The 22,427-nt window shown below is 73.7% G+C and carries 23 protein-coding genes and 1 pseudogene; 11 read left to right on the top strand and 13 right to left on the bottom strand.

Features of this window, described 5'->3' with window-relative positions; genetic code table 11:
- Positions 1 to 113 precede the first annotated feature (113 nt).
- Together ACZ6EJ_RS18250 and ACZ6EJ_RS18245 are read right to left on the bottom strand one after the other, a co-directional pair.
- Complete coding sequence (locus tag ACZ6EJ_RS18250; RefSeq protein ID WP_469268236.1) at positions 114 to 959, bottom strand: TIGR03619 family F420-dependent LLM class oxidoreductase; 846 nt, start codon at positions 957 to 959, stop codon at positions 114 to 116.
- 127 nt (positions 960 to 1,086) lie between these two features.
- Positions 1,087 to 3,963, bottom strand: a complete 2,877-nt coding sequence (locus ACZ6EJ_RS18245; RefSeq protein WP_469268229.1) for a GNAT family N-acetyltransferase — start codon at positions 3,961 to 3,963, stop codon at positions 1,087 to 1,089.
- 126 nt (positions 3,964 to 4,089) lie between these two features.
- Here ACZ6EJ_RS18245 and ACZ6EJ_RS18240 point away from each other — a divergent pair, with 126 nt between their 5' ends.
- Both ACZ6EJ_RS18240 and ACZ6EJ_RS18235 read left to right on the top strand, forming a co-directional pair.
- Positions 4,090 to 4,818 (top strand): siderophore-interacting protein, encoded by a 729-nt coding sequence (locus ACZ6EJ_RS18240; RefSeq protein ID WP_469268227.1) that lies wholly within the window; start codon positions 4,090 to 4,092, stop codon positions 4,816 to 4,818.
- Positions 4,819 to 4,919: 101 nt separating this feature from the next.
- Positions 4,920 to 5,306 (top strand): VOC family protein, encoded by a 387-nt coding sequence (locus tag ACZ6EJ_RS18235; protein ID WP_469268225.1) that lies wholly within the window; start codon positions 4,920 to 4,922, stop codon positions 5,304 to 5,306.
- A 79-nt stretch (positions 5,307 to 5,385) separates the two neighbouring features.
- Here the strand turns inward: ACZ6EJ_RS18235 and ACZ6EJ_RS18230 are convergent, their stop codons facing one another.
- The 3 genes and pseudogenes from ACZ6EJ_RS18230 to ACZ6EJ_RS18220 all read right to left on the bottom strand — a co-directional run bounded on the left by ACZ6EJ_RS18230 (position 5,386) and on the right by ACZ6EJ_RS18220 (position 7,434).
- Positions 5,386 to 6,153 carry an NUDIX hydrolase gene (locus tag ACZ6EJ_RS18230; protein WP_469268224.1) on the bottom strand — a complete coding sequence of 256 codons (768 nt, stop codon included), beginning with the start codon at positions 6,151 to 6,153 and terminating at the stop codon, positions 5,386 to 5,388.
- 103 nt (positions 6,154 to 6,256) lie between these two features.
- Positions 6,257 to 6,708, bottom strand: a pseudogene (locus ACZ6EJ_RS18225) (hypothetical protein); the annotation flags it as partial.
- A gap of 183 nt (positions 6,709 to 6,891) precedes the next feature.
- The gene (locus ACZ6EJ_RS18220; RefSeq protein ID WP_469268223.1) at positions 6,892 to 7,434 is read right to left on the bottom strand and encodes an adenylate cyclase; all 543 of its coding nucleotides are present in this window, start codon (positions 7,432 to 7,434) and stop codon (positions 6,892 to 6,894) included.
- Positions 7,435 to 7,659: 225 nt separating this feature from the next.
- Here ACZ6EJ_RS18220 and ACZ6EJ_RS18215 point away from each other — a divergent pair, with 225 nt between their 5' ends.
- From ACZ6EJ_RS18215 to ACZ6EJ_RS18205, 3 genes are read left to right on the top strand one after another with little or no spacing between them, the layout of a single operon-like run.
- Positions 7,660 to 7,980 (top strand): hypothetical protein, encoded by a 321-nt coding sequence (locus ACZ6EJ_RS18215; RefSeq protein WP_469268221.1) that lies wholly within the window; start codon positions 7,660 to 7,662, stop codon positions 7,978 to 7,980.
- Positions 7,974 to 8,492 carry a DUF6879 family protein gene (locus ACZ6EJ_RS18210; protein WP_469268220.1) on the top strand — a complete coding sequence of 173 codons (519 nt, stop codon included), beginning with the start codon at positions 7,974 to 7,976 and terminating at the stop codon, positions 8,490 to 8,492. Before ACZ6EJ_RS18215 ends, ACZ6EJ_RS18210 begins: the two co-directional genes overlap by 7 nt.
- A 6-nt stretch (positions 8,493 to 8,498) precedes the next feature.
- Positions 8,499 to 9,347 carry a helix-turn-helix domain-containing protein gene (locus ACZ6EJ_RS18205; RefSeq protein WP_469268218.1) on the top strand — a complete coding sequence of 283 codons (849 nt, stop codon included), beginning with the start codon at positions 8,499 to 8,501 and terminating at the stop codon, positions 9,345 to 9,347.
- Positions 9,348 to 9,408: 61 nt separating this feature from the next.
- On the opposite strand, the gene ACZ6EJ_RS18200 is transcribed toward ACZ6EJ_RS18205, so the two are convergent.
- Entirely contained in the window at positions 9,409 to 9,633 is a 225-nt protein-coding gene (locus ACZ6EJ_RS18200; RefSeq protein ID WP_469268217.1) for a DUF397 domain-containing protein, read from the bottom strand.
- On the bottom strand, positions 9,630 to 10,484 hold the full coding sequence (locus ACZ6EJ_RS18195) for a helix-turn-helix domain-containing protein (protein ID WP_469268216.1): 855 nt from the start codon (positions 10,482 to 10,484) through the stop codon (positions 9,630 to 9,632). Before ACZ6EJ_RS18195 ends, ACZ6EJ_RS18200 begins: the two co-directional genes overlap by 4 nt.
- A gap of 193 nt (positions 10,485 to 10,677) precedes the next feature.
- Between ACZ6EJ_RS18195 and ACZ6EJ_RS18190 the strand changes: the two genes are divergently transcribed.
- The 3 genes from ACZ6EJ_RS18190 to ACZ6EJ_RS18180 are packed head-to-tail and all read left to right on the top strand — an operon-like array spanning position 10,678 to position 11,986.
- Positions 10,678 to 11,109 carry an ATP-binding protein gene (locus ACZ6EJ_RS18190; protein ID WP_469268215.1) on the top strand — a complete coding sequence of 144 codons (432 nt, stop codon included), beginning with the start codon at positions 10,678 to 10,680 and terminating at the stop codon, positions 11,107 to 11,109.
- Positions 11,106 to 11,474, top strand: coding sequence for a hypothetical protein (locus tag ACZ6EJ_RS18185; protein WP_469268214.1), 369 nt, complete (start codon positions 11,106 to 11,108; stop codon positions 11,472 to 11,474). The genes ACZ6EJ_RS18190 and ACZ6EJ_RS18185 overlap by 4 nt, the downstream gene beginning before the upstream one ends.
- Positions 11,471 to 11,986: a hypothetical protein gene (locus ACZ6EJ_RS18180; protein ID WP_469268213.1), complete on the top strand. Its 516-nt coding sequence runs from the start codon at positions 11,471 to 11,473 to the stop codon at positions 11,984 to 11,986. The genes ACZ6EJ_RS18185 and ACZ6EJ_RS18180 overlap by 4 nt, the downstream gene beginning before the upstream one ends.
- Positions 11,987 to 12,137: 151 nt before the next feature.
- On the opposite strand, the gene ACZ6EJ_RS18175 is transcribed toward ACZ6EJ_RS18180, so the two are convergent.
- The 3 genes from ACZ6EJ_RS18175 to ACZ6EJ_RS18165 form a co-directional block, all read right to left on the bottom strand.
- Complete coding sequence (locus tag ACZ6EJ_RS18175; protein ID WP_469268212.1) at positions 12,138 to 12,674, bottom strand: hypothetical protein; 537 nt, start codon at positions 12,672 to 12,674, stop codon at positions 12,138 to 12,140.
- 289 nt (positions 12,675 to 12,963) lie between these two features.
- Complete coding sequence (locus ACZ6EJ_RS18170) at positions 12,964 to 13,899, bottom strand: NADP-dependent oxidoreductase (RefSeq protein ID WP_469268211.1); 936 nt, start codon at positions 13,897 to 13,899, stop codon at positions 12,964 to 12,966.
- Between the two features lie 95 nt (positions 13,900 to 13,994).
- Positions 13,995 to 14,921 (bottom strand): DODA-type extradiol aromatic ring-opening family dioxygenase, encoded by a 927-nt coding sequence (locus ACZ6EJ_RS18165; protein ID WP_469268210.1) that lies wholly within the window; start codon positions 14,919 to 14,921, stop codon positions 13,995 to 13,997.
- Between the two features lie 115 nt (positions 14,922 to 15,036).
- On the opposite strand from ACZ6EJ_RS18165, the gene ACZ6EJ_RS18160 reads away from it, so the two are divergent.
- The gene (locus ACZ6EJ_RS18160; protein ID WP_469268209.1) at positions 15,037 to 15,510 is read left to right on the top strand and encodes a MarR family winged helix-turn-helix transcriptional regulator; all 474 of its coding nucleotides are present in this window, start codon (positions 15,037 to 15,039) and stop codon (positions 15,508 to 15,510) included.
- 375 nt (positions 15,511 to 15,885) lie between these two features.
- Here the strand turns inward: ACZ6EJ_RS18160 and ACZ6EJ_RS18155 are convergent, their stop codons facing one another.
- Positions 15,886 to 17,829, bottom strand: coding sequence for an AMP-dependent synthetase/ligase (locus ACZ6EJ_RS18155; RefSeq protein WP_469268208.1), 1,944 nt, complete (start codon positions 17,827 to 17,829; stop codon positions 15,886 to 15,888).
- Between the two features lie 123 nt (positions 17,830 to 17,952).
- Complete coding sequence (locus tag ACZ6EJ_RS18150) at positions 17,953 to 19,254, bottom strand: acetyl-CoA C-acetyltransferase (protein ID WP_469268207.1); 1,302 nt, start codon at positions 19,252 to 19,254, stop codon at positions 17,953 to 17,955.
- A 109-nt stretch (positions 19,255 to 19,363) separates the two neighbouring features.
- Here ACZ6EJ_RS18150 and ACZ6EJ_RS18145 point away from each other — a divergent pair, with 109 nt between their 5' ends.
- On the top strand, positions 19,364 to 20,737 hold the full coding sequence (locus ACZ6EJ_RS18145) for a 3-oxoacyl-ACP reductase (RefSeq protein ID WP_469268206.1): 1,374 nt from the start codon (positions 19,364 to 19,366) through the stop codon (positions 20,735 to 20,737).
- Positions 20,738 to 20,742: 5 nt separating this feature from the next.
- Positions 20,743 to 21,588: a MaoC/PaaZ C-terminal domain-containing protein gene (locus ACZ6EJ_RS18140; RefSeq protein WP_469268204.1), complete on the top strand. Its 846-nt coding sequence runs from the start codon at positions 20,743 to 20,745 to the stop codon at positions 21,586 to 21,588.
- A 6-nt stretch (positions 21,589 to 21,594) separates the two neighbouring features.
- Here ACZ6EJ_RS18140 and ACZ6EJ_RS18135 read toward each other — a convergent pair whose 3' ends face one another.
- A complete protein-coding gene (locus ACZ6EJ_RS18135; protein WP_469268202.1) occupies positions 21,595 to 22,239 on the bottom strand; it encodes a TetR/AcrR family transcriptional regulator in 645 nt (214 codons plus the stop codon).
- Positions 22,240 to 22,427: the final 188 nt, after the last annotated feature.

The following is a 22,427-nucleotide window of genomic DNA, read 5'->3' as shown; positions in this document are numbered from 1 at the left end:
TCCGGCCCCCGCGAACGGACACGTCCGCGGACCGGGCCCGCGTGTGCGATTCCCGTGGACAAGGATGCCCTGCGGGGGGAACCGGTTGCACCGGCCCCCCGGCCGCGGGCCGCTCAGAGGTGGGCGGCGTACGCGTCGAGGGCCCGCAGCACGGCGGGTTCGTCGGCCGCGGGGAGCTGGAGCACGACCTCCTCGATGCCCAGGTCCGCGTAGTGGGCGAGCTTGCCGGGGGTCGGCGCGACCGCGTACGGCACGACCTGGAGGGCGTCCGGGTCGCGCCCCGCGTCCGCCCAGGCGGCCCGCAGCTTCGGCAGGGCCTCCGACAGGCCCCGGCCGCCGATGGGCAGCCAGCCGTCCGCGTACTCCGCGATGTGCGCGAACAGCTTCGGGCCCGCGCCGCCGCCGATCAGGGTGCGCGGGCCGGCGACCGGGCCGCGCGGCCGGCGGACCGGTTTGGGGTGGGCCTCGCTGGCCTCCACCGAGCAGGTCTCCCCCGCGTACGCCGTCGGCTCCGGCGCCCACAGGGCCCGCATCAGCGCCATCCGGTCCCGCACCAGGTCCCGGCGCGTGGACCACTCGACGCCGTGGTCGGCGGCCTCCTCGACGTTCCAGCCGTAGCCGACGCCGAGGGTGAAGCGGCCGCCGGAGAGGTGGTCCAGGGTGGCCGCCTGCTTGGCCAGGGCGATCGGGTCGTGCTGGGCGACCAGCGTGATGCCGGTGCCGAGGGCCAGCCGCTCGGTGACGGCGGCGGCCTGGCCGAGGGCGACGAAGGGGTCCAGCGTGCGGCCGTACGCGCGGGGCAGCGCGCCGCCCGCCGGGAACGGTGTGCGGCGGCTGACCGGGATGTGGGTGTGCTCGGGCAGGTACAGCCCGGCGAACCCCCTCCGCTCCAGCTCGCGGGCGAGCCTGACCGGTGTCACCGTCTCGTCGGTGAGGAAGATCGTGGTGGCGATCCGCATCGAGCACCCCTCCGTCGTCCGTCGCGCGTCCTGCGCCCGCGGGCCACGGTATGCCGTACGGCGGCGCGATCCGGGACCGCCGGGGCGGCGCGTCCCGTCCCGCGAGCCCGCCGGGCGGCGCGTCCCGCTACGCGAGCCCGACCGCCGCTCGGGACAGGAAGGCGAGGCGGGCCGTCTTCTCCGGCTTCTGGATCTCCGGGCCCAGCTCGAACCCGACCCGGACCATCCGGGCGAGCGCCTTGTCGTTGCGGGCGTCGGGCTCGACGACGATCCGCAGGTGGGCCGGGTCCCGGAAGACGTAGCCGATGAGCGCGGTGAGCAGGGCGTCCGTGTAGCCGCTCACCGCCGCGTCGGCGGGGGCGACCAGCAGGTGGACGCCGAAGTCGCCGGGGCGGACGTCGTAGCACTCGCCGACCGGGTCGGCGTCCGGCTCGTACGTCTGGAAGAGCGCGGCCGGCACGCCGTCGCGCAGCGCCAGGTAGGCGTGGTGCGTGGAGAGGGAGTCGAGGAACGCGTAGACCTCGCGCACCTGTTCACGGGTGTGGTCGCCCATGCCCCAGAAGCGGGCCCGCTCCTCGGTGACCCAGCCGTGCAGCAGGTCCAGGTCGGCGGCGGGGTCGACGGGGACCAGGCGCACCGTCCCGAAACCCTCGACCTTCTGCTCGTGGACGGCGGTGCGGAGGGCGGGTTCGGCGGCGGTCATGGCAGGGGTCTCCTCGGGACGGCGGTCGGTACGGGACTCGGCACGGGGGCCGGTGCTCGGGTCGGCGCGGCGCAGCAGGTTCCAGTCGGTGACGACCGGGGCGAGGCCGCCCCGCGCCCACAGGGGCGTCTGGTCGCGGTGGTGGGCGGTGCCGGGGACTCCGGACGCGCCGAACGGCACCGCCCACCGGCTGTCCTCGCGGCGCGCCAGGTCCCAGACGTACCGGGCGGCCGGGCCGCGGGCGAACAGGTCGGTGACGCCGGGCACGCTGGAGGTGGAGAGCACGCAGTCGTGGTCGCCCGCGAGCCCCGGCCACACCTCGGCGGGGGCCGCGTCGGGCAGCGCCTGCCAGGGGGAGAGCCGGTGCAGCTCGCCCCAGGGCGCGGGCTCGCCGCCCTCGGTCGCGGCGGCGACGGACTCGGCCGAGGCCGCGACCGCCGCGAGCCGGTCCCCGTACGGCAGGAACGGGCCGTCGAGCAGGCTCTCCAGAGCGAAGCCGATCCGGGGGACGGCGGCGAGCCAGGGACGGAAGAGGGGCGGGTACGCGGTCGAGCGCCACGGGTCGTCCGCCCCCGTCAGCGGGCGCAGCGCGGGGTGGTCGGCCAGCCGGTGGACGACGTCGGTGCGGAGCCGGGCGTACAGGGTCGCCTCGACGCTGTCCGCGTCCATGTGCCGGTCCCAGCGCAGCAGCCGGTCCCGGAGGCGTGCGGCGCCGGGCTCCAGGCCGGTGGCGCGGGCGAGCAGGGCGAGCAGCGGGCGGGACGAGGCGAGGCGGGTGTCGGTGTGGACGGCGGCCATCCCGGCGGGCGACCAGTCCGCGTCCGCGCCGAGCAGTGCGCGGATGCGGTCCGCCCGGTGCGCGGGCGCGAACTCGACGCCGAGCGGGGCGGCGAGGCCGCGCTCGTTGGCCATCACGGCGATGCCGTCGGACCCGCCGGCATCGGTCCGGGGCAGCGGGACCGTCTCGCCCTCGCGCCAGGCGTACGCGGGGTCGTCGGCCGGGACGACCCGCAGCCGGTTGGCGTACGGGCGCACCGGCACGTGCCCGGCCACCCGGTGCAGGGAGCCCCCGGCGGTGTCGGCGGCCAGCACCACGTTGACGGGCTCGACCCAGCGGTCGAGGGCGGCGTCGAGGTCGGCGACCGTACGGGCCCGGAGCAGCGCGGGCAGCGCGTCGAACCCCAGCTCGCCGGTGACGCGGGGCGGATAGCGGAGGCTGATGACGGGGGCGTCCGCGCCGGGGGCCGTGCCAGGGGCGGCGGGGGCGTCCGCATCCAGGACCTCGCCGGGGGCCGCGGGGACGTCCGCGTCGCAGGCCGCTGCGGGAGGGGCGGCGGCGGAGGCCGCTGCGGGAGGGGCCGGGGCGGGCGGGCCGCCGATGATCACCGGGCCCCGGTCCGTCTCGATCACCTCGACCGTCTCCGCTCCCGCCCCCGCGACCTCGATGGTCTCGGTGTGCGCGTGGACGGCGTACCAGCCCTGGGGCCCGTACGCCTCCACCCCGCCGTCCGGGGTGCGGCGCAGGCGCTCGCGGTAGAGGTCCTGGTAGTCGGCCATGGCGTTGGTGATCGCCCAGGCGACGCCGCCGGTGTGCCCGAAGTGGGCGATGCCGGGGACGCCCGGCACCGCGAGGCCGATGACGTCGTACTCGGGGCAGGCGAGCCGGACCTGCTGGTAGACGCCGGGATCCTCGATGAAGCGGTGCGGGTCGCCCGCGATGATCGGGGCGCCGGTGGCGGTGCGGGCCCCGGTGAGCAGCCAGCCGTTGCTGCCGGCGGCGCCGGGTCCGTCGGTCGCGAAGAGGGTCAGGTGGTCCTCGCCGAGCCGGCGGGCGACCTCTTCGCGCCAGAGTTTGGTCGGGAACCCCGCGAACAGGATGTGCGTGGAGAGCCAGACGCCGAGCGGGGTCCAGGGCTCCCAGCGGCCCGGAGCGAGCCCGGCGGCGGCGAACTCGGGGGCGCGGGCGGCGCCTTCGCCGAGTCCGGCGTTGACCCCGTCCACGTACGCGCCCACCCAGGCGGCGGTCTCGGGGGCGAGGCGGGCGAAGCAGCGGCGGGCGGTGTCCGCGAGCCGGGCGCGCCGGGCGAACCGGTCCCAGTCGACGGCCTCCGCACCGAGGTAGGAGGCGGTGGAGCCGAGCAGCCGGTGCCGCTCGGTCTCCAGTTGCCAGGCCCGGTCCAGGGCGGCGTCGTGCCCCTGGGCGCGGGCGAGCGCGAGGGGGTCGGCGGCCCGCAGGTGGGGTATCCCCCAGTCGTCGCGGAAGACCTCGTGCGGTCTCGCGCCGTGGACGTCAGCGGTCATTGCGTCAACCCTCCCCACTCCGAGTGCTTTTCGGCCACTCCCCAGGCGGCTGATTTTAGGTTAGCCTAACCTAAAGTAACGCTTTGGGCAGTGGGCCGGGGGCGGCGGGGCGAGTCAGGAGACACCGTGGGGCATGGCTGGGAAGGCGTCGTTCTCAAACTGCTGCGGGGCCGGGACTTCACCTTCACGGTGACCGGTTCGGAACAGGTCACCGACCGGTTCCTCCGGGTCCACCTGAGCGACGGCGGAATGCTCGCGGCGACCGGCGGCGCACACCCGACGATGTGGGTGCGGCTGTGGTTCGAGAACGCCGGCAAGCCGCACCAGCGCGGTTACACCCTGGTCGACCCGGATCCGGAGGCGGGCACGTTCAGCCTGGAGTTCGCCCTGCACGAGGGCGCCGCGTGCGACTGGGCGCGCGACGCGCGGCCCGGCGACACGATCGACGCCACGCTCCAGGGCACCGCCTTCGAGCTGCCCGACCCGGCGCCCGCGCGCCTCTTCGTGGTCGGTGACGCGGCCGCGCTGCCCGCGATCAACTCCCTGCTGGACGCGGTCCCCGAGGCGGCCGCGACGATCTGGTTCGAGACCGCGCACGAGGAGGACCGGGACCTGCCGTTCCGCCTCGGCGGGGACCACCGCGCCCTGCGCTTCGTGGAGCGCCGCGAGGCGGGCGCACACCTGGTCTCCGAGGTCAGGGCCGCGCTGCCCGGACTGCTGGGCGAGGACCGCTCGGACGCGTACGTCTGGGTCGCCTGCGACACGTCCACCACCCGGACCCTGGCGGCGTACCTCCGCAAGGAGCTGGGCCTGCCCAAGGACCGGGTCAACGCGCTCGGCTACTGGCGGCCGTAGCAGCGGGCCGGACACCGATGAGTTCCGCCGCCGGGGACGGTCATGACCTCGTGGAGCGCGTCGGGCGCTCCCGCCACGGCAGCGGAGCGAAGGAGAGCCCCATGACCGCCTCCACCACCGGTGACGCCAACGTCACCGGCCTCGGCGTCATCCTCGGCAGCACGGACCCGGACGGGCTCATCGCCTGGTACCGGGCCGCGCTGGAACCGCTGGGCGCCCGCTGGGAGCAGCACATGCTCCTCGTCGGCCCCGGCGCGATCATCGGCTTCGACCGGCGCGACGACGTCGCGCCCAAGGCCGCCGAACCGGGCCGCCACCTGGTCAACGTCACCGTCCGCGACATCCGCGCCGCCGAACGCCACCTCGACGCGCTCGGGGTGACCTGGGTCCGCCCGGTCGAGGACGCCGGCGACGGCTGGTTCTTCTCCACGGTCCTGGACCCGGTGGGCAACTACCTCCAGATCCTCCAGGTCCCCGGCACGCCGTGAGCGTGCGGGGCCGGGCCGCGTCCGCCGCGTCACCCGCGCTGAGCGGTCGGACCGGCCGGAGACGCATCAGCCTTCGACCTCAGCGGTCGTGTCGGGTTCCGTCCCGAGACTCCACCCGCGCGTACCGGCGGACGACCGGCTCCAGGTAGTCCACGCGCTGACCGGCCAGACCGGCCAACTCGTCGGGCGAGCGCACCAGCGCGATGTCGTCGAGCTCAGGCTCACGGCCCCGGCCGCGCTCCGCCTCCGCCGCGGCGGCGAAGCCCTCGCGCAGCGCTGAGACGGGGAGAGCGGGGGCGATGTAGGTCAGGCCGACGCTGCCGTGCCTCCCGCGTGAAACGGCCCACAGCCGCAATGCGCCGGGAAGCGAGGCGATGCCCATCTCCTCGATCAGCTCCCGCGCCGCTTGGCCGCCCAGTGCTGTTTGGTCCAGAGCCTCACCGATGCCGGGCGGCTCCACGGAGCCTCCCGGCAGTTGCCACCGGCCCGGAGTGGCTGTGGAGGGCGACATTCTCGCCACCAGGAGGCGACCGTCGTGCGTCGGCTGAACGACGTTGACGAACAGCGACGGCAACGCGGTGGCGCCGGGGACGCGGCGCAGGGCGTAGTGCCGGTAGGTCACCCGTGCCCAGGAAATGTTCAGACTGCGCGGTCCTGCCCATTCCATCCCCGCACAGGCCACCACCGGACCGTCGAAGAGGCTCAGGTTGGCCCGGACCGCGCTGTCCCACACACGGTCCCTGGCTGTTGCGTCCGCGGGTGACAGCGGTGGCGCTGCCACCTCCGCCAGGTGAAGCCGTTCGACATCGAAGAGATCGATGCTCGCAGAGGGCTGCGTCTCGGGCATCGTCCCATCGTAGAGCCGGTCAGTCGCGATCCTGCTGGGCCGCTGCCACCAGAGACGGGGGCCGCCTTGGGCCCACCGGAACGGCCCGCCTCAGCACAGCCGATCAGCAAGGCAGGCCGTCGTGCGGGGCATGACACCACCCACCTCCGACTGGTTCCTCTACCTCTGAGCCGAGAGAGGAGGAAACCAGTGCGGCGAGACGTGTCCTCTCCTGTTCCCTAAACATGTTGACCTCCCGGCATAGTTGACTCATGACGAAACTGCCGAGCGGGACGCAGAGGTCCATGCTCTGAATGCAGACGCCCACCATGAACGGCCCTCCCACTGCTCGGTACAGACGAACGCCGTAATACCCCTCTGGCAGTCACGGTCGTTGTTGAAACGGCAGCCGGCGCAGGTTTCGGGAAGCCGCACCGGTCGGATGCTTTGGGCGTACAACTCCCGCCCGCCGGGAAGTCGGTACCGGGTGCGCTCGTCGGACGTGCCCGCAGTGATGACGCGCTGCTCAGGGACGGCCCTCAGATGCCGCACCACCTCCTGCATGGCGACGCGCGACCGGCAGTGACGGGCGTGCCTTCGTTGTGGCAGAAAGTGCAGGCGAGACCGCACGCATCGAGGACCTTGACTCTCAAGGTGGTGTCCTCCACCACGGCCACGGGGACGGTCAGGTCGTATCGCTTCGCCGCATCACCTCCACGACGGACCGGCTCGACGCCGATCGCTTGCTGCGTTGACCCGTCACCGCTCGGAGAACCGCAGGTCCGAGATGCCGTCCAGGTCGATTCCGTACCGGGCGAACACCTTCGTCGTGTTCTCGCTCGTCAGCTCCGCCGGATCGATGGAGAGCTGTGCGACAGCCGTGCGAACGTCCTGTGCCGTGTCTCCCTCGATCTCCAGACAGGAAGGGATGAGTGGCCATGAGTCGATCTCCAACCGCACCCGGCCCAGGACCCAGGAGTCCCGGTGGTTCTCCTGGTACGAGCGAGGCTGGATACCCATGCGGTCCAGCAGCGCGTGCGCGATCTCGAAATCACCGACCTCGGTCTCGGTCTCGCTGGTCCCGTCAATCGCATCCGAGACGATCTCTTTCACACACAGGGTGACCTTGATCCCATCGTTCCGCAGCCGCACCCAGCGCCCTCGCGCCGCAGGCACGGTGTCGTAGACGTACCGGCGCATCAATCGATCGCCTCGGTACTCACCGCCGACCGCGGCGATCCGCTGCGCCATGGTGGCGGGGGTGATGTTCAGATGCTTCGCTTCGTACTCGACGACCGACATGCCTCTCCCATTGAATCGAAACAGCGCGCACCGCACGAGCCGCCCCGACCTCGTCGTATTCCTTCGACGCTAGACGCTCAAGGAGCGAACCGACCGACGCATTGCACGGAATTGCACCCGACTTCACCGGTCGCACCGCAGCGTCGACGGCCCCCCTTGACCCTGCACGGGCCGACCAGCGACGCTCAGTCACACCAAGCCGATCACTCCTCACTGGAGCACACCATGGCGTTACGGTTCCTGGGCATCTGGCCCAACACTCCCGACGACGGGTCACCCACGATCTGGCTGGACGAGGCCACCGGCGACCTGATCATCCAGTCCTGGAAGGCCGACCCGGAGACAGTCCTGGCGGCGCAAGAGGTCGGGTCGGTTCCCGGGCACTCCACCGACGTACCGGAACACGAGACCGTGATTCGGCTGCCGGCCAACATGCTCCAGTTCATTCCCCGCCCTGCCGGCTCCCTGCCCTCCTCACCGCACCACTCCGGGAACGGGGGAACGGCCCTGGACGCGGTGGGACCCGGCGGGGGCCATCAGTGGTGACAGCGGTACGCGCGGCGCTGGCAAAGGCACGGTTCTCGGCCAAACACCTGGAGATGCGGGACAGTTACATGCGTGACGACCCCGGCTTCATCCGCTGGCAACAGGGACACCGCGACAATCCCGCCGACCGGGCGTCCTGGTGGCGCCCCTGGCTCGACGTGGTGGCCGAGGCCACCGCACGCGGCGTCGTCATGCGCCGCCTGCGCGTCGTGTCCGAACCCCTCGGTGACTACACGCGGTACGAGTACGACGGAACGTTCACCAACGTCGCGGCCGGCGAGGACGTGCGGTGGCTGCCCCGATCCGCCGCACGCGACCTTCTGCTCCCGGCCCTGGACGGGTGGGTCATGGACGACCAGTCGCTGATTCTGCACCACTTCAGCGGAGAGGGGCAGTGGACGGGCCCCGGAATGGAGGTCTGCGACGACGTGCGAGCGGCCGGGCAGTACGCGCACGCCTTCGACGCCGCGTGGCAACGCGCCGTCCCGCATGAGGAATACCGACCCGCCTGAGCACCCATGCCCCAGTCCCCTTACTCCCACGCCCGACAAGCTCGGCAAGGACTCGCCCATCGCCTTGCCGAGCTGAGGCGTGAGGCGGGACTGACCGGACGCGAACTCGCACGACTCTGCGGCTGGCACCCATCGAAGTCCTCGCGCATCGAGAACGCCCGTACCGCGCCTTCGGCCGACGACGTCAGAGCCTGGTGCGGCGCGTGCGGAGCCGAGGAAAGGGCGAGGGACCTGATCGCCTCGCTCAGGGCGGCGGAAGGCATGTGGATCGAGTGGCGGCGTATGGAGCGCTCCGGACTGCGCCAGGCCCAGGAGAACCGCCTTCCGCTGTACGAGCGGACACGGCGCTTCCGTGCGTACTCTTCCTGGCTCATCCCCGGACTGCTCCAGACACGCTCCTACACCACAGCGGTCCTGCGAGCCGTACAACGCCGGCGCGGCCTGGCCGACGACGTCGCCGGCGCCGTGGAGGCGCGCATGGCTCGTCAGCGCGTCCTGCAGAGGGGCGACCGCCGCTTCGCCTTCCTGGTGGAGGAGTCAGTCCTGCGCGTGGGCGTGGGCGGGACGCGGGTCATGTCCGAGCAACTGGCGGCTCTGATCGCCGCCTGCTCACTGCCGAACGTGAGCTTAGGCATCGTCCCGTCCGTTCCGGACCGCGAACGCTGGCCAGTGGAGGGCTTCTGGATCTACGACTCCGCACAGGTCAATGTCGAGCTGGTCTCCGGCTACCTGACCATCACGGCCCCCAGCGAGGTCACTTCCTATGACGCGACGTTCTCCGAACTCGCGGAATGCGCCGTACACGGAGCGGCCGCGCGCAGATTGATCACAGCCGCGATGGACGGACTGGGCTGAGCCCACTGCCACCCGGCGGCCGGTACGCACGTGTCACGCACCGGCCGAAAGCGCGACCGTCTCAGACCGCACCGTCGCGCACGGCCGCGACGAACGCCTGCCACTGCTCGGGGGCGAAGGTGTGCGCACCGAGGGAGCGGTCCTTGGTGTCGCGGACCGCGTGGCGGCCAGAGGAGAGGACCGCGTGCTCGACGCAGCCGTTGTTCGACCCGCTGTACGTGCTCTTATGCCAACGCGCACGGGCAAACTCGGTCTCCGGACCGCAGGGACCCGATTCCACGATCATGATCTGGTTTCCTCGATGAGGTCGCGAATGTACTGCCGGGAGGCGGTGGGCGACAAGGCTGCAGCGGTCAGCTCGTCCCAAGCCTTGGCGTATGCCTGCACTTCAGGCCGCTGCTCCAGCAACGTACCACCGGTGATGTGCTCCAACCACACCACTTCCACCGGCGGATCAGCCTGCAACCCGAAGACGGTGAAGGGTGCGTACTGCTCCATCGGTAGAGCTGAATTCAACGGCAGCACCTGAACGGTGACATTCGGTAGGGAGCCAGCCTCCAGCAAGTGCTCCAACTGCCCGATGACGAGGTCCATTCCGCCCCCGATGCGATGCAGAGCTGGAGCGTCGATCACGGCGCGGAGCCGAAAGCCGAGCCTGTCATCCAAGAGTTCCTTGCGCTTCATGCGGGTCTCGACGAGGGACCCCACCAGGTGTGCCGGTGAGGCCACCTCGTACAGGTGCTCCATATACGCCCTGGTCTGCAACAACCCCGGAATGACCATCGGCTCGAACGTGCGGACTGCCTGCGAGTCCGCCTCCAGCATCAGGTAGTCCTTCAACACGTCGTGGAGAAACGGCCCCTGCCCGCTCCACCAGTCGACCTTGTGGATCTCCTTCGCCAACCGCTTCAGGTTGGCCCGCTGCCGCTCGTCCTCCACCCCGTAGAGATTGAGCAGCGTCGTCAGGTCGAGCGGGCGGATGCCCCGCTTGCCGTTCTCGATCTGGCTGATCTTCGGTTGACCGCACTCCAGAGCCTCAGCCGCGTCCTGAACCTTGAGACCGGCATCCAGTCGCAGTTGACGCAACTCCCCGCCAAGTCGGCGGCTTCGCATCGTGGGCATGTCGCTCTGTGGCATGGCGACATGATGGCGTCCTCCTCCGATCAGGCACAACCAACTTCCGTAATGTGCACCCTCCCGAATGAAGACCTGAAGGAATAGTTGCCTAGGAGATGCTTCACGCGGCACTATCCATCTCGTGACCGACGGCACCTGATGCATCACGTTCTGTGGATCATTCGCACCGTCGCTGGATTCGCCTGGAGGAACCATGGCCCTCACCCCCACCACCGACCCCGGCCCGCCCGACTACCGGCAGGAGCTCGTCGCCCGCCCCGAGACGTTGGCGATCATGCGGCGCATCGTCGGCGCGCACCTGGACCTCTGGGGTCTGCGGGAGCTGAGCGAGGCCGCCGTGCTCTGCGCCCATGAGCTGTTGGCCAACGCCATGCGGCACACCGGTTCGCCGCTCTGCACCCTCACGCTGCGGCGCAGGCCGGACGGGGTGCGGGTGACCGTCAGCGACTCCGACACCGCGCCGCCCGAGCGCCGGGCCCCCGAGTGGGGCGACGAGAGCGGGCGCGGTGTCCTGCTGATCGCCGCGCTCGCGGCGCAGTGCGGAACCGTCGTGCGGCGGGACGGCAAGGACGTCTGGGCCGAGATCCGCGCCACTCCCCCGTCGTACGCGGCCCACGCGGCGTGAACACCGCCTTCACAGCCGCCTATTGGTGCCACGCCGACGTCGACCGCGCGCCGGCCGTGCTTCCCCCGGACGACCTCGTCACCGCCGCGCCCGGTCAGGCCGTGGCGTGGATGCGTGAATCTGTGCGATGGCTGACGCCGCGGCTCGACCGTGACGCCTTCCACCTCGCGTGGTCGTGGCTCGGCGACCACCGGGGCGTCGAGGCGGCCGTGCAGGGGCTGCGCCGGGGGCGGGCGTACGCCTACGAACTGACCACGCCCCTGGGGGTCTGGCGCTGGACCGCGCACCCGGTCGCCGTCCTCCCGCTGTGCGCCCACCCCGCCGTTCCGCACGGCGCGCCGACCGCTCCCAGGAGTCACGGATGAACGACACCAGCGCGCCGCCCACCGCCTCCGCTTGTGCCGCCGAGCTGCGGGCCGCTCTCCGCGAGGCGGGAATGAGCGCGGGAGCCGCTGCGGACGAGGGGTCCGGCCGCGTACGGATCGGGACCCTGGACCCCGCCGACGCACGGCAGTTGGCCCGGCTGGTCCGCGCCGGGACCAAGCGCACCCGCAAGGTCGCCCGTGCGCTGCGGGAGGTCTGCGAGGCGTACCGCGTCGAGCTGCCGGGGCTGCGGGTCCGCCAGGGACGCATCGCGCTCGGGGCCGTCCAGGTGGACGACGCGGTGCGGCTGGCCCGTCTGCTGGGGGCGGTGTGCCCCAGCGACGGGGCGCCGCGCGCCGACGCCGTACGGGCGCTGCTGGAACGCGCCTTCACCGAGGCCACCGGGGGCGGCGTGCTGTCCGTCGCCGTACGGGACGACGTTCCCGCAGTCCTGGAGTTGGGTGCGGTCGACGCGCGGTCGGCCCGTCGGTTGATCGCCGCGCTGCGGTTCTGAACGCCCCGGTCCCATGGGCGCGGGTGGCCGGGAGCCGCCGTCGGAGCGCGCCCGCCGAGCACCCCCGACGCACGGGACCGGCCCCCGCCGCACGGGGCCGGCCCCCGCGCAGGGGGCCGGTCCAGGGCTCAGGCAGCCGGGGCGGCCGACGTCAGAGCGCGTCCGCGCTGGTCAGCGCGTCGGTGATCAGGCGGGTGGCGAAGTCCGGGTCCTCGGTGACGCGGTTGATGTGCTCGGCGAGGAGGAACGCCGTGGCCTCCAGCGGGGTCAGCTCGGCCTCGGTCCAGTCCCCGTACTGCTTGCGCCACAGGGTGGGGCTCAGCCCGATGCCCGCCGCGACCACCATGCCCACCATGGTGGGGATGGCCTCGGGGCGGATGCTCCTGGGCATCTGGCGCATCGTGGCGACCATGGTGGGCACCACGTACTCGATGACGTCCTTGTCGTGGTCCTCGTGCGCCTGCCGCAGCCAGGTCATGAACATGTAGATGAGCGTGCACGCGCCGTCCAGCAGCTCGTCGGCCCCCTTGGGCGTGATGGACGCGGCCAACTGGTCTATCAGCGCCTGCTGTTCGGGGTCGGTCTCGGTCTTCCCGTCATGGACGCTCTTGAGCCGGGAGTCGATCACCATCAGCGCTGCGCCCACGTCACCGGCGGGGGCGTTCTGGGGGCCGTAGGGCGATAACACAGGGGTCCTCCTCTGGTGGCTGCGAGGGGCAGCACGGCGTCTGCCTACAGTAGACCCGCCGATCCGAGGGGTCCGGTATCACCCGGAAGGGTCCACCGCCGCCCGGCGCGGATGCCGGGGCCCTCCCCCGTACGGTCGCTGCCCGGAGGGGGTGCGGCCGGGCGGCCTCCGCACGGCTCGCGGCCTGCCGCACGACCCCGCCGGCCCCGACGACGGGTCGCGGGCGCCGCCACCGGCCCGCCGCGGGGAGCGCGGACGGCGAGCGACGGCGGCGCCCGGCCGGGTGCGGTCAGGGAGCGAGCAGGACCGTCTTGCCGGACAGCCGCCCCGCCCCCGCGTCCGCGTGCACGGCGGCCAGCTCGGCCACCGGGCGGTGGGCGGCGACGTGGACCCGGAGCGTGCCGGCGTCCACCTTGGCGACCAGTTCGGCCAGTTGGGCTCCGTCGGAGCGGACCCACAGGCTCGCGCTGCGCACCCCCCGCGCGGGGTCGTCGGGGATCGGTCCGGCCGTGCTGACGGCGACCCCGCCGTCGGCGACGTAGCCCGTCAGCCGCGCCAGGTCCTCCGGGGAGAGGCGTACGTGGTTCACCACGACCTGGAACGGACCGCCCGCGGCGGTCGGGCCCGCGGCGATGTCGAGGGGGTCGACGACCCGGTCCGCGCCGTAGCCCCGGAGGCGCTCGGCGTGCCGCGGCGCGTCCACCGCGGTCACGTGCGCGCCCGCGTCGACGGCGAGCTGCACCACGAGGCTGCCGACCGCGCCCCCCGCCCCGTTGACCAGGACGGTCCGGCCGGGCTTCAGCTCGGCCAGCTCGAACACCGTCTGCCAGGCCGCCAGGCCGGTCAGCGGCAGCGCCGCGGCGTCGACCAGCTCGGCCGTCCGGGGCGCCGGGGCCAGGGAGGCGGCCGGGGCGAGCGCGTACTCGGCGGCGCCGCCGGCGGAGTCGAGGGGCAGCATCGCCACGACCCGGTCACCGACCTCCACACCTGCCACGCCCGCGCCGAGTTCCGCGACGGTGCCCGCCAGATCGATCCCCGGCACGTACGGGAGAGCGATCGGGATCATCCCGGCCAGGGCGCCGGCGCGGATGTGGTCGTCGACCGGGTTGAACGACGTGGCCGCCACCCGCACCAGCACCTGACCGGTGCCGGGGACCGGGCGGTCCACGTCCTCGTAACGCAGGACCTCGCTGCTGCCGAACGCGTGGAAACGCATGGCCTTCATGGCACTTACCTCCGGGGTGGGGTGATGCGGGGTGCGGTGGCGCCGTCGCCGGCGCCCGAGGCGAACAGGTGGGAAGGCGGAACGCGGCGGGGCGCTCAGTCGAGGCGCACCGAGCGGGTGGAGTTGCCCATCACCATCCGGTCGACGGCGCTCACGGCGCTGCCGGGGTCGTCGGCGGCGCCCACGGCGAGCAGCAGGGGGACGAAGTGGTCGGCCGTGGGATGGGCGACCTCGACGCCGGGCGCCTTGGCCCGGTAGTCGACGAGGGCGTCGGCGTCGCCCCGCGCGAGGGCGTCGGCGGCCCATGCGTCGAAGGCCGCGGTCTCGGCCGCGAGTTCCGGCCGGCGGAAGACGGCGAAGCTGTGGGTCATGAAGCCCGAGGCGAGGACGAGGACGCCTTCGTCGCGCAGGGGCCGCAGCCGCGCCCCGAGTTCGAGCAGGGCTCGGGGGTCGAGGCTGGGCATCGACATCTGCACGACCGGGACGTCGGCCGCGGGATACATGGCCATGAGCGGGATGAAGGCCCCGTGGTCGAGACCGCGGTCGGCGAACTCGTGCACGGGCGTTCGGCCCAGCAGGCCGGTGAGCCGCCGCGCCAGGTCGGTGGCGTCCGGCGTCGCGTAGGGAAGGGTCTTGTAGCGGGGGTGGAAGCCGCTGAAGTCGTAGAAGAGCGGGGTGCCGGCCGCGGCTCCGGAGATCGCGGCCGGGGCCCGCTCCCAGTGGGCCGAGACGACGACGACGGCTCGGGGTTTGGGCATCGAGCCGGCCCAGGCGAAGAGGTCGCCGAGCCACTGCGGATCGTCGAGGGTGAACGGGGCCCCGTGGCTGACGAAGAGACTGGGCAGGGGGCCGTCGGAGGGGGTCCACACCCGCTGCTCACGCGCCTGCGGCAGGACTCGGGCGAGGAGGTCGTCGTACGCCGCGGCCGGGGGGCGCGTCGGGTGGGAGGAGGTCAGGCCGTCCGGGGGAGGGGGGCTGCTCGTGGTGGTCGTCGGAATCAGCTCCTTCAGTTGCCTAGACAAGCATTCTCACTTGCTCAGGCAAGTATTTTTACTTGCCCAGGCAAGTGAAAAGGTAGCCCACCGAGGGTTGCCCAGGCAAGTGATGTGCGGGGCCCGGACCCGTAGGATGCGGTGCATGGAAACTCAGTCGCCCTGGCTCGACGAGGGCCAGCAGGACCTGTGGCAGGCGCTCCTCACGGTCGTCGTCGCCCTCCCCGCGGCGTTGGACCGCCAGTTGCAGCGGGACGCGGGCATCTCCAACTTCGAGTACGGGGTCCTGGCCCGCCTGTCCGCGGCCGAGGAGTCCACGATGCGGCTCAGCGACCTGGCTCGGGTCTGCGACAGCACCCAGCCCCGGCTGTCGAAGGTGATGGACCGCTTCGAGGCGCGCGACTGGGTCGCCCGCCGGCCCGACCCCGGCGACGGCCGCTACACCCTCGCCGCCCTGACCGACGCCGGGCGGCAGAAGCTCGTCGAGAGCGCACCGGAACACGTCGCGCAGGTGAAGCGGCTCGTGTTCGACCCGCTCAGCGCCGCCCAGCGCCGCCACCTGGAGACCGCGCTCACCCGCATCGCCGCCACCGTGCGCCGGGAGCTCGAAGGGAGCTGAGCCCCGCCACCGGGCCGGGCGTCCGCCGCGCGAGGCCGCTCCGCCCTCGCGGCGGGACGACGCTCTCGGCCGCCGCCCGCAGCCCCGCCACCGAGGCGGCTCCGCCCGCGCGGCGCGACGGTCACGAGCGCACGCCGCCGACGCGTCCGAGCCGGCGAAGGAGGCGCGGACCCCGGCGGCCGCGGACCCCGGCGGCCGCAGGCCGGACGACGGCCGAGCGCCGGGCGGCCCCGGCGCCCGCGGCCCCCGGCCCCCCTTCCGCCGAGCTCCGCCGCCCGCCGCCCGCCCCGCGACCGGGTACGCGGCACCCCACGGGACGCGCCGCACGCACCCGGCCGCAGCGGCACGGGACCGGGGCTCAGGGCGCGGGCGGTCTCACTTGCGGTACAGGTCCTCGATCTCCTGCGCGAAGTCCCGTGCTATCGCGGCCCGTTTGAGCTTCAGCGACGGCGTCAGATGGCCGTTCTCCTCCGTGAAGTCCACCGGCAGGACGGAGAACTTCCGGATCGACTCGGCACGCGAGACCAGGCGGTTGGCCTCGTCCACCGCCTTCTGGAGCGAGGCGCGCAACTCCTCGTCGTGGACCAGGTCCCGCAGCGGCACGTCCTGCTTCTTCACCATCTGCCGCCAGTGCTGGATGCCGTCCGGCTCCAGGGTGATCAGCGCCGTGACGTACGAGCGGTTGTCGCCGACGACCATGCACTGGCTGACCAGCGGGTGGGCGCGCAGCCAGTCCTCCAGTGGGGCCGGGGTGACGTTCTTGCCGCCCGAGGTGATGATGATGTCCTTCTTGCGGCCCGTGATCGTCAGGTAGCCGTCCTCGTCCAGCGCGCCCAGGTCGCCGGTGGGGAACCAGCCGCCCTCCAGCAGCGCCGGGGCCACCTCGGCGCGCCCGGCGTCCCAGTAGCCCCCGAACACCTGGCCGCCCCGCAGCAGCACCTCCCCGTCGTCGGCTATCCGCACCGACGTCCCCGGCAGCGGCCACCCCACCGTGCCCAGGCGGGGCCTGAGCGGCGGGGTGACCGTGTGGGCGGCCGTGGTCTCGGTGAGGCCGTAGCCCTCGAAGACGCTGATGCCCGCGCCCTCGTAGAAGGCGGCGAGCCGCCCGCCCAGCGGGGAGCCGCCGCAGATGACGTACCGCACCTTGCCGCCCAGGGCCGCCCGGATACGGCGGTAGACCAGCGGGTCGTACAGGGCGCGGGCGGCGCGCAGCCCGAGGCCGGGGCCGGGGCCCGTGCCGTGTTCGGCGGCCTCGACCGCCTTGCCGTACCGCTGGGCGATGCGGGCCGCCCGGTCGAAGGAGGACGCCCGGCCCATCTTCTCCGCCGTCGCCCGGCCGGTGTTGAAGACCTTCTCCAGGACGTACGGGATGGCCAGCAGGAACGTCGGCCGGAAGCCCGCCAGGTCCGCCAGCAGGTCCTCCGTCCGGATCGACGGCGCGTGGCCGAGGCGGACCCGCGCCCGCATACAGCCGATCGCGACCATCCGCCCGAAGACGTGGGACAGCGGCAGGAAGAGGAGGGTCGACGCGGGTTCCTTGGAGACCGACTTGAAGACCGGGTGCAGGAGTTCTATGGCGTTGTCGACCTCGGCGAAGAAGTTGCCGTGGGTCAGCACGCACCCCTTGGGGCGGCCCGTGGTGCCCGAGGTGTAGACGAGGGTGGCGGGGCTGCCGGGCGCCAGGGCGGTCCGGCGGGCGTGGACCGCCGCGTCGGGGACGTCCGCGCCGACGGACTTCAGGTAGCCGACCGCCCCCGTGTCGAACTGCCACAGGTGCGCCAGGCCGCCGATCTGCTTGCGCTCCTGGCTGATCAGCCGGCCCTGCTCCTTGGTCTCGACCACGCACGCCCTGGCTCCGGAGTCCTGGAGGATCCAGCGGGCCTGGAAGGCGGAGGACGTCGGGTACAGGGGGACGGTCACCAGGCCGGCCGCCCAGGAGGCGAAGTCGAGGAGGGTCCACTCGTACGACGTCCGGGCCATGATCGCGATCCGGTCGCCCGCCTCCAACCCCTCCGCCAGCAGCCCCTTGGCCACCGCCAGCACCTCCTGCGCGAACGCGGCGGCGCTCACGTCGTGCCACGCGCCGTCGGCGTCCTTGCGGCTGAGCACCGCGTCCGCCGGGGCCTCGCGCGCGTTGTCGAAGGGGATGTCGGCGAGCGAGCCGCCGTGGACGGCCGGCGCGAACGCCGGTACGGAGACCTCCCGGACGCGTCCGTCGGGGCCCCTCCTCTTCGTCGGTTCCACCAGGGCGGGCACGGCCGGCCGCGCGCCGGGCGCGGTCGGGGACGGGGGTACGGATGCGGAAGGGGGCGTGGACACGTGCGGCTCCTCAACGGGGGGTCGGGCGGGTCGGTGCGCCGGGTCGTCCGTCCGGCAGGCGGTGCGGGCGGTGCGGTGGGGCGGGTGGTCCGGTCGGCGGGCGGCCGACCGGACCGGCGGGCCCTACGGGCGTTCGAGGATCGCCGTGACCCCCTGGCCGCCCGCCGCGCAGATCGAGATCAGCCCCCGGCCGGGGGCGTCCCGCTCCGCGAGGAGCTTGGCCAGCGTGGCGACGATGCGGGCGCCCGTCGCCGCGAAGGGGTGGCCGGTGGCCAGGGAGGACCCGGCCACGTTCAACCGGGCCCGGTCCACCGGGGCCAGACCCTGCTGCTCCCAGGCGGCGAGGGTGGCCAGCACCTGGGAGGCGAACGCCTCGTGCACCTCGACCAGGTCGAAGTCGTCCATCGTCAGCCCGGCCCGCTCCAGCAGGCGCGGCACGGCGTACGCCGGGGCCATGAGGAGGCCGTCGTCGCCGTCGACGTAGTCCACCGCGGCGCTCTCGTAGAGGGTGAGGTAGGCCAGGGGCCGGTGGCCTCGGGCCTGCGCCCACTCCTCGCTCGCCAGCAGGACCGTGGCCGCGCCGTCCGTCAGCGGCGTCGAATTGCCCGCCGTCATCGTGGCGTCGGGCTGACCGGTTCCGAACACCGGTCGCAGCGTGGCGAGTTTCGCCGCGGTCGAGCCCGGCCGGAGGTTCTGGTCGCGCTCCAGGCCCCGGTAGGGGACCACCAGGTCGTCCAGGAAGCCGCGTTCGTACGCGGCCGCCAGGCGCTGGTGGCTCGTGGCCGCCAGCAGGTCCTGGTCCTCCCGGCTCACCTTCCAGCGGCGCGCGGTGATCGCCGCGTGCTCGCCCATCGACAGCCCGGTGCGCGGTTCGGCGTTGCGCGGGATGTCCGGGACGAGGTGGCGGGGGCGTACGGCGGACAGGGCGGCGAGGCGGCCGCCCAGGGTCTTCGCCCGGCGCGCGGCGAGCAGCACGCGGCGCAGCTCGTCGTTGACGCCGAGCGGGGCGTCGCTCGTGGTGTCGGAACCGCCCGCGATCGCCGAGTCCACCGACCCGAGCGCGATCGTGTTCGCGGCGGCGATCACCGCCTGGAGGCCGGTTCCGCACGCCTGTTGGATGTCGTACGCCGGGGTGCGCGGGTCGAGCGCGGAGCCCAGCAGCGTCTCCCGGGCGAGGTTGAAGTCCCGGCTGTGCTTGAGCACCGCGCCCGCGACGAACACCCCGACGCGGTCCCCGGCCAGCCCGTACCGCTCCACCAGGCCACCGAGGGCCGCGGACAGCAGGTCCTGGTTGGAGGCGGTCGCGTACGGGCCGTCGGAGCGGGCGAACGGGGTGCGGCTGCCGCCGATGACGGCGACGCGGCGCGGCCGCGGAAGCGTGAGGGAGACCGGGCGGGGGGCGGGTTTCGGCGTCGGCGTCGTCATGGCGATCGTCTCGTCCCGGTCGGTCCGGTGTCGTTCATCTCGACCAGCTCCTGACTCTTGAGTAACCTTACTCAACGGTAAATCTACGACCGAGCAGGGAGTCAGGACAATGGCCGATCGCTATCTGCACTTCACCGGCACAGCCCCCGGCCGCTTCCTCACCCGCAGGCTCGGCCTGCCCCAACCCGCCCCGCTGCGCCGCTGGAGCCGCGAGACGCCGGACCTGGACGGGCCGCTGCTGCACCTGACCGCCGGGGCCTCGCCGCTGGCCGGCGCGCTGGCGAAGGCGCTGGCCGGCATCGGACCGGTCCTCGACGCGGACGCCGCCGGGTCCGCCCGGCCCGCCGGGATCGTGCTCGACGCCACCGCCGTCGCCTCCGTCGCCGACCTGGCCGGGGTGCACTCCGCCCTCCACCCCGTCGTGCGGTCGCTCGCTCCGGGCGGCCGGATCGTGGTGCTCGGCACGCCGCCGTCCCCCGACGACCACCACCGGGCCGCCGCCCAGCAGGCGTTGGAGGGGTTCGTCCGCTCCCTGGCGAAGGAGGTCGGGCGCGGCTCCACCGCCCAGCTCGTGCGGCTGCCCGCCGACCGCCTCGCCGCCGACGCGCCCGAAGGCCCGGTGACCGCCGAGACCCTGGCCGCCGCCGCCGACTCCACCCTGCGCTTCCTGCTCTCCCCCCGGTCCGCGTACGTCAGCGGCCAGGTGATCGACGTGACCGCCGACGCCCCCGACCCCGCCGCCGACCCGGCCGCCCCGCTCGCCGGCCGCACCGCCCTGGTCACCGGAGCGGCGCGGGGCATCGGCGCGTCCGTCGCCTCGGTGCTGGCCCGCGACGGGGCCCGACTGGTCCTGCTGGACGTCCCGCGGGCCCAGGACGACCTGGTGCGCACCGCCGACCGGCTCGGGGCCACCGCGCTGCCGCTGGACATCACCGCACCCGACGCCACGGACCGCATCGCCGCCGCCGTACCGGACGGGCTCGACGTCCTCGTCCACAACGCGGGCATCACCCGCGACCGCCGCCTGGCCAACATGCCGGCCGACCGGTGGGCGCAGGTCGTCGAGGTCAACCTCGGCAGCGTGCTGCGCACCACCGACGAACTCCTCGCCGCGGGCGTCCTCAACCGGGGCGGGCGGATCGTCGCCACCGCCTCCATCGCGGGCATCGCCGGCAACAACGGCCAGACGAACTACGCGGCGAGCAAGGCCGGCGTCATCGGCCTCGTCCGCTCGCTCGGCCCGCGCACCGCCGCCGAGCACGGCATCACGGTCAACGCGGTCGCGCCCGGCTTCATCGAGACCAGGATGACGGCGGCCGTGCCGTTCGCGATCCGCGAGGCGGGCCGCCGGATGAACTCCCTCTCCCAGGGCGGCCTCCCGGTCGACGTGGCCGAGGCCGTCGCCTGGTTCGCCCAGCCCGCCTCCCGCGCCGTCAACGGCCAGGTGCTGCGGGTCTGCGGCCAGAGCCTGCTCGGAGCGTGAGGCCGATGACCACGCCCGCCGCCTCCCTCCTCCGGGGAGCCGTCACCTCCCCGTTCAAACGCGCCGGGCGGCCGGGGGCGACGCTGCCCGCCGACCGCCTCACCCGCCCCGCCGCTCCCCCGGCCCCCGGCCCGCTCGCCGCCTACCGCGCGATCTGCGGCTACGACGGGTCCGGGCCGCTGCCGCTCACGTACCCGCACGTCCTGGGCTTCCCGCTCGCCCTGCGGCTGATGACCGCGCGGTCCTTCCCGCTGCCCGTCGTCGGGCTGGTCCACACCTGGATCGAGATCACCGCGCACCGGCCCGCACACCCCGGCGACGCCCTCGAACTGACCGTGTACGCCGTCGAGTTGACGCCCCACCGGCGGGGCACCGAGGTCACCGTGGCGACCGAGGCGCGGGCGACCGGTGAGCTGGTGTGGGAGTCGCGCAGCGGCTACCTGTCCCGCCACGCGACGGGACACCGCGCGCCGGAGGACCCCGCGGCGCCGGACCGTGCCGGCCACGCCGCCGACCTCCCCGCCGTCGCCGACTGGAGGCTGCCCGGCGACCTCGGGCGGCGGTACGGGGCCGTCTCCGGCGACCGCAACCCGATCCACCTGTACCCGCTGACCGCCCGCCTGTTCGGCTTCCCCCGGCCCATCGCACACGGGATGTGGACGGTGGCCCGCTGCCTCGCCGAGGTCGGGGACCCGGCCGGCGTCCGTTCCGTACGGGCCGCGTTCCGGGCGCCGGTCCTGCTGCCCGCGGCCGTGACGTACGCGGCGAACCCCGCCGGGGACGCCTTCGCCCTGCGGGGGGCCGGGGCGGGCGGCCGGGTCCACCTCACGGGGGAGCTGGCCCGGAGCTGAGAGCGGTCAGGAGGCCGGGGGCTGCCAGGGGCGGGCGTGCATCAGGTTCTCCAGGCCCGCCCAGGCGAAGTTCATCATCGTCGCCGCGGCCTCCTTGGCGGAGACGCCGGGGGTGTCGTTGGCCCAGCCCGCCAACGACTCGGCCGCCCCCACCAGGGCCTGCGCGAGTCCGGCCACGTCCCGGTCCGCGAGGGCCGGGTCGTGGTGGGCCTCGCGGGCGGCGGCCCCGATCAGACCCGTCACGAACGCAACGATCTCGCCCCGCATCCCCGCGACCTCGCTGACGAACGGCTCCCCGTGCGACCGCGCCTGGCGGTGCAGCACCGCCCAGCCGTCCGGGTTCTCGGCGGTGTGCGTGAAGAACGCCCGCAGCCCCGCCCAGAGCCGGCCGTCGGCGGGCAGCTCCGGGTCCACCCCTGCCCGCACCGCCTCGACCAGCGCCTTCGCCTCACGCCGGATGCAGGCGGAGAACAGCTCCTCCTTCGAGTTCAGGTAGAGGTAGACCAGCGGCTTGGAGACGCCCGCCAGCTCGGCGATCTCGTCCATCGAGGCGGCCCGGTAGCCGCGCTGCCCGAACGTGCGCACCGCGGCGTCCATCATCTGCCGCTCGCGCACGGCACGCGGCAACCGTTTGCTCTTCACAGCACCCACGTCCGACTTCCTCCCCGCCCCCGCCATCTGCTCCCCCGGCAAGGGTACGGCGCGCACCCGCCCCGCGTCGTACGCCGCGAACGCCCCGTCCACGGGCCGGGGGGGGGGGGGGGGGGGGGGGGGGGGGGGGGGGGGGGGGGGGGGGGGGGGGGGGGGGGGGGGGGGGGGGGGGGGGGGGGGGGGGGGGG

Source organism: Streptomyces sp. NPDC041970, from assembly GCF_055588985.1.
This window is presented reverse-complemented; position numbering and strand designations above follow the sequence as displayed.